This is a genomic window from Candidatus Phytoplasma stylosanthis (assembly GCF_032886435.1).
Taxonomy (GTDB): Bacteria; Bacillota_I; Bacilli_A; order Acholeplasmatales; family Acholeplasmataceae; genus Phytoplasma; species Phytoplasma stylosanthis.
This window is the reverse complement of the sequence record NZ_JAUZJP010000019.1, coordinates 1-6,052: the sequence shown is the minus strand read 5'-3', so window position 1 is coordinate 6,052 and position 6,052 is coordinate 1. Positions and strand designations below refer to the sequence as shown.

The following is a 6,052-nucleotide window of genomic DNA, read 5'->3' as shown; positions in this document are numbered from 1 at the left end:
TTTCTTCTTATGCTCTTTTTTTGAAAACAATTTTTATAACCATTAATTATAAAAAAATAAAAATTAAAAAATAAAAAAAAAAACAAAAAAAAATAAAAAATTATTTAATCAAAAAAAATAAAATTATAAGTTTAAAAGATAGTTTTATTCCCAGAAAAGAATTATTGAAACTGCAAAAAAAAAAAATTATTGAAACACAGATTATTGTTAATAAAAAAGATTATCGACCACAACCTCAAAATTTTTATTATCTGAATCCTGAATGGAAAAAAATCCCCAATTACAAATTAAAAACAAATCAAAAACAATCTCTTCAAAAATTAGAAGAAAAAAATACCCAATTTAAAACTTTTTCTTATCTAAAAAAAGAAATTTTAGAATTTTTTTCTTCTCACATATTAAAAAAAATGTTATCTCAAAAAATAATTTTAAAAGAAAAGAAATGTCTTATTCAACCAAAAAAAATAAAAATAAATTTTGATTTCAATATTAAATTGAATCCAAAACAAAATTTATTTTTGAAAAAAATTAATTTTAATAATTATAAAAACTATTTATTATATTACAATTTATACGATGACAAAATAACTATATATATAAAGTTAATCGAACATTCTTTGAAAAAAGAGAAACAAGTTTTAATCATAGTAGCAGAATTCATCTTAATTAATCTTTTAAAAGAACAATTAGAAAAAAAATTTCCTAATGTACCAATGGCTATTTTTAAAAATGATGATAATTTAGAAGAAAATTATCAAAAAAATATAGATATCCAAAAAAAAAGAATTTTTATCATAATTGGCACTCGCAAAATTATTTTTGCTCCTTTATCAGAAATAGGAGTAATTATTATTGATGAAGAAAATGATGATTCTTTAATCGAAAGAGAAAGAAATCCTAACTATGATGTAAAAGAATTAGCAATTATAAGAGCGAAATATAATAAAATTCCTTTAATTTTTTTCACAACAGCTCCTTCAATAGAAAGTTTCCAATTAATAAAGCAAAAAAAAATTAGCTTTTTTGATATAAAAAATTATAAAATAAAAAAACAATTAAAATTAATTAACATGAAAGAAGAATTACAAAAAGGAAACACGGAACCACTTTCTTTAGATTTACTAAATAAATTACGCGAAAATATAAAAAAAAATAAAAAAACAATTTTATTTATTAATGTAAGAGGTTTTTCACCTTTTGTCTTATGTCTTTCATGTAATTACGTTCCTAAATGTAAAAGATGTAACCGAAAATTAGTTTTATTTACTAAACCACAAAAGAGATTAAAATGTAATTTTTGTAATTATATTGAAATTTTCCGACCTAAATGTTATAGTTGTTCGCAAGACACATTAAAAAATATAGCTTTAGGAATTGAATATATTGAATTATTTTTAAAAAATAAAATAAAATCAATTCATTTAGCAAGAATTGATTCTGATTCAATTAAAAATTTTAAATCATTTCAAAATATTCTAAAAAAATTAAATGAAAATGAAATTAATGTTCTATTAGGAACAGAAATGATAGCCAAAAATTTAAAATTGCCTCCCATTGAAACAGTAGGTATTTTGATGATCGATGTTCTTTTAAATATGAATAGTTTCAAAGCAACCGAAAAAACTTTTCAATTATTAACTAAAATGACTAATTATATTAGTAATAAAGGACAAATCATAATACAAGGTTATAATATCAAAAATGCCATTTTAGAAAAATTTGATAATTTGGATATTTTTTCTCCTTTAAAAATCATCTGGGAAGAAAGAAAAATAACTAATAACCCGCCCTTTTCTTTTGTGAGTAAAATTTTAATAACCAATAAAGACTTAACAAAAATTTTAAGTATTACTGAAAAAATAAAAAAAATTTTAGAAAATAATATAAATCATAAAATAAAAGTTTTAGGACCAAATTTCCCCTTATTCTTTTATAAAAATAAGAATTATAGAAGTTTATTAACTCTGAAATACAACGATTGGCCTTTAAAATTAGATTTTATTTTAGAAAACAAATTAAACGAAAATAGTTTTATTTTGTTTAATCGTTTTGCTAGTATTATTTGATTTTTAATTTTTAAATAGAATACTTATAAAACTTTTTATAATTTTTATATAATATTTATCGGTATACTATGATTAAGTGTTATAACAAAAGATATAATGCAATTGTTTTAAAAATAAAATATTTTAAATAGGGAGGATTTTAGATTTGAATTTTTAAAAATTAACTAAATTTACGAATTATTTTGATTAATGCGTCATATTTTTATAAATATTCTTTTATTAATATACGATTGATTAATATATAACATTTCAATAATATGAAAAATGCATTAATAATAAAATTTTTTAATTTTTTATATAAATTATGGAAGAATCTAATATTTACTTAAAATCATTTTTTTATGTTTAAATTTTTTTATATTAATGTATTATCTTTTTTTATAATTTATTAATTTTTATCAAAAAATAATAAAAGGGAAAAATATCAATATTTATGTCCAAAGTGTCAAAAAAAATTTATTATCAAAAAAATAAAGAAAATCACAATATATTACAAGAAAAAAATAAAAAAGAATTACCAATATGGATTAATTTAATTATTTTAAGTTTCCCAATTGCTTTATATTTATTATTTCGTCATCTAGGTTCTTCAATAGATTATTTTATTATTGGAGAAAATCCTAAAAAAACCTCAAATGTAGATGCTTGTATAACTTATTTAAAACAGATTCAAAAAATTCTCCAAAGTATAGCTATTTCTTTAGCTGGAGCAAGTGTTGTTTTAGTTGCGCGAGAATATAAAAGTAAGAATAAAGAAAAAGCAAAAAAATATGCAACTGTAACTTTTGCTATTGCTTTGATAAGTTCTTTAATTATCAGTTTATTTTTAAGTATAGGAGCAATTTTACCCATAACAAGAAATATTTTTTTCAATGATAAATATAGAGCTGAAGGCGGTTGGGAGTGTTATAATCTTTATTTAATAGTTTTTGTTTTAATGACTATAAATACTGTTTTTCTAGGTTTAGAAAGATCAAAAAATAAAAACCTTTTTGTTTTGATTTTAAATATTTTAATAATTACATTTAGAATTGCGCTCGCTTTTTTATATAAAGGAATATACGGTAAAGAAGTAACAGTAATTCATTTAGTTATGGCTGATATTTTATCAAATGCAGTAATTTCTATTTTAGCTATGATTTATATGTTTCATCCAAAAAATGATTTTCAACTAAAGTTCAGTAAAAAATATTTTTTAGATAAAGATATTATCAAAAAAACTTTAAAATTATCTATGACTTTAGCAATAGGCAAAACAACTTATGAAATTGGTAAAAAAATTATAAATGATATGACAACGGAATTTCATGGAAAATATTTGTTAAGTATTGCTGGTTTTGCTGCGGTAGTAAATGGAATTTTTTATTCTATTTCTCAATCTTTAGAAGATGGACAATCAACATTAGTATCTCAAAAAGCATCAACAGAAAATAATTCTAAAACTTTAAAAATTTTTAAAAATGTTTTTATAATTACTTTGATTATTGGTTTAATAGGTATTATTTCTAATCAATATTTAGGGGAAAATTTACTTACAAAAATTTTAAAACCAGATAAAACTTTCACATCAGCAGAAATAAAAGGTTTTAAAGAAATATTATTTTATGAACAAATGTCTTTATTTACTTCTGTTTGGGCTTCAATGATGATGATTTATATAATGTCTTATAAAAAAAATGCTAACATAATTTTGTTACTAAATATTTTAAGAATTGTAACAAGAATCTTTTTATTATGGTTTTTACATGAATTTATAAGTATTAATACAATAAATAGTGCCCTTCAATTCGGATTAAGCACAAGTTTAAGTAATATAATTGTTTTAATAGTAACAGTAATTCTATTTATAAATTTTATTAAAAAACAAAAAAAAATAGATTTGAAAAATTAAAAAATGTTTTTTTAAATATTTTTTAAAATAACAATTAGAGAGTTATAAAAATGAATTTGAAATTAAATATAGATGGAATAAAAAATTTTTTAAATTGGTCAAAAGAAATTAATCATTTACAACCTAAAGTAAGTGAAATACATCAAAAATTACATCAAGATCTTGAATTACAAAAAAAATATTTAGGATGGTTAAATTTACCTTTAGAAAAAAGTATTTTTGAAGAAATAAAAAGAATAAAAAAATTAAAAGATAAAAATCTAGATTTAGATGTTTTAATTGTTATCGGAATCGGAGGTTCTTATTTAGGAGCCAAAGCGGTAATAGAATCTTTAAGACAACCATTTAATAATGACAAACCTGAAATTATTTTTGCAGGACATCAAGTATCAGGTAATTATTTAAGAAATTTAATTCATTATTTAAAAAATAAAAAATGGGCTATAAATGTTATTTCAAAATCAGGAACTACTTTAGAACCTGCCTTATCTTTTAGAATATTAAAAAAAGAAATAGAAGATAAATATGGTTTAGAAGCTAAAAACTATATATACGTTACTACAGACGCTAATAAGGGTCTTTTATTAAAAATCGCTAAACAAGAAAAATATGAAATATTTAATATTCCTGATTCTATTGGGGGAAGATTTAGTGTTTTAACCGTAGTAGGAATTTTACCTTTTGTTTTTGCTGGTTTAAATGTGGAATTAATTTTGGAAGGAGCTTTAAAAGCTTATCAAGATAATATTTCCGATGATTTAAACAAAAATTTATCTTATCAATATGCGATTTCCAGATATTTATTACATACTAATTTAAAGAAAAAAGTAGAAATATTAGTTAGTTATGAACCTAATTTATTAGGTTTTGCAGAATGGTGGAAACAGTTATTTGCAGAATCGGAAGGAAAAGAAAATAAAGGACTTTTTGTAAGTTCAGTTAATAATTCTACAGATCTACATTCTTTAGGGCAGTTCATTCAAGAAGGTTCGAAAATATTTTTTGAAACTATTTTGAATGTACAAAATATGAAAGATGATTTAACTATTTTCCAAATTGATAATCAATTGGATGATTTAAATTATTTAGCAGGAAAATCCTTTTCAGAAATAAATCAAAAAATTATAAAAGCAACTAAACAAGCTCATATAGAGGGTAATGTGCCGAATATAGAAATTACTATTCCTAAATTAGATGAATATTATTTAGGATATATTATATATTTTTTTGAAAAAGCTTGTGCTATGTCTGGTTATTTATTAAATATTAATCCTTTTGATCAACCAGGAGTAGAAATTTATAAACAAAAGATGTTTTCTCTTTTAAAAAATAAATAATTTTTTTGATCAAAAAAATTATTTATTTGTATAATCTAAACTAGATAGAGTTATATTTTTGTTATTAGATTATATGCTACTTTTTATAAAAAAAATAATTTATAAAAAATGTATATGATGTGATATTTTAATATTTATAACTTTAGTTTTATTTTTTTATTTAATAATAATTTTTGTTTTAGAAAGGAAATGTTTATAAGAAATGACGTTAAAAAAGTTAAATTTAAGTATTATTTTTTACGTTTTAGTTTTTTCATTTGTTTTTTTGTTTACTTTAAATAATATTCACGGTAATGAAGATCCTAATAAGAAGAAAGATTTAGGTAATGTTTTAACTTCAGATAAAAGAACATTAGGTGAAATAGACAATAATAATGCAGAAACTATTAAAAATGTTGTTTTAAAAAAAGATAGTTCTTTACAAAACAACAAAATAAAAGTAGAAAACATTACTACAACAAGTGCTAAAATTAAACCAGCTGATGGTTCTATCTCAATTCCTTTCTAATCATGCTCTTCACAAATTAATCTTCATCTAACCAATCAACATCAAATGTATATATGTGTTCAACATCAAGAGGGCTTTTCATGGTTGTAATGGGGCCAAGGTGAAGGTAGGAATTCATATTTGGCTAAGTGAGCTTGAAGACTCGAATCTCTGATTAATAAAGGATGCACCTAGCTCTCTCTTTTCTTCACTCTAACCCAAATGTTTCTCAACCTTAAGACTCACAATGCAATTTGAAGATACATGTGAT

4 protein-coding genes are annotated in these 6,052 nt (G+C 21.1%); all 4 read left to right on the top strand.

Annotated features, from left to right (window positions below; all coding sequences use genetic code 11):
• The first annotated feature begins 164 nt into the window (after nt 1–164).
• Complete coding sequence (gene priA, locus Q8777_RS02220) at nt 165–2,066, top strand: primosomal protein N' (protein ID WP_318749462.1); 1,902 nt, start codon at nt 165–167, stop codon at nt 2,064–2,066.
• Between the two features lie 433 nt (nt 2,067–2,499).
• Nucleotides 2,500–3,957, top strand: a complete 1,458-nt coding sequence (locus Q8777_RS02215; RefSeq protein ID WP_318676177.1) for an MATE family efflux transporter — start codon at nt 2,500–2,502, stop codon at nt 3,955–3,957.
• A 50-nt stretch (nt 3,958–4,007) separates the two neighbouring features.
• Entirely contained in the window at nt 4,008–5,294 is a 1,287-nt protein-coding gene (locus Q8777_RS02210; protein WP_318676176.1) for a glucose-6-phosphate isomerase, read from the top strand.
• Nucleotides 5,295–5,496: 202 nt separating this feature from the next.
• The gene (locus Q8777_RS02205; RefSeq protein WP_318749461.1) at nt 5,497–5,802 is read left to right on the top strand and encodes a hypothetical protein; all 306 of its coding nucleotides are present in this window, start codon (nt 5,497–5,499) and stop codon (nt 5,800–5,802) included.
• Nucleotides 5,803–6,052 lie beyond the last annotated feature (250 nt).

Coding starts and splice junctions, on each gene's coding strand:
- Q8777_RS02215 (WP_318676177.1), top strand. CDS start 2,500: ATGTCCAAAGTGTCAAAAAAAATTTATTATCAAAAAAATAAAGAAAAT.
- Q8777_RS02210 (WP_318676176.1), top strand. CDS start 4,008: ATGAATTTGAAATTAAATATAGATGGAATAAAAAATTTTTTAAATTGG.
- Q8777_RS02205 (WP_318749461.1), top strand. CDS start 5,497: ATGACGTTAAAAAAGTTAAATTTAAGTATTATTTTTTACGTTTTAGTT.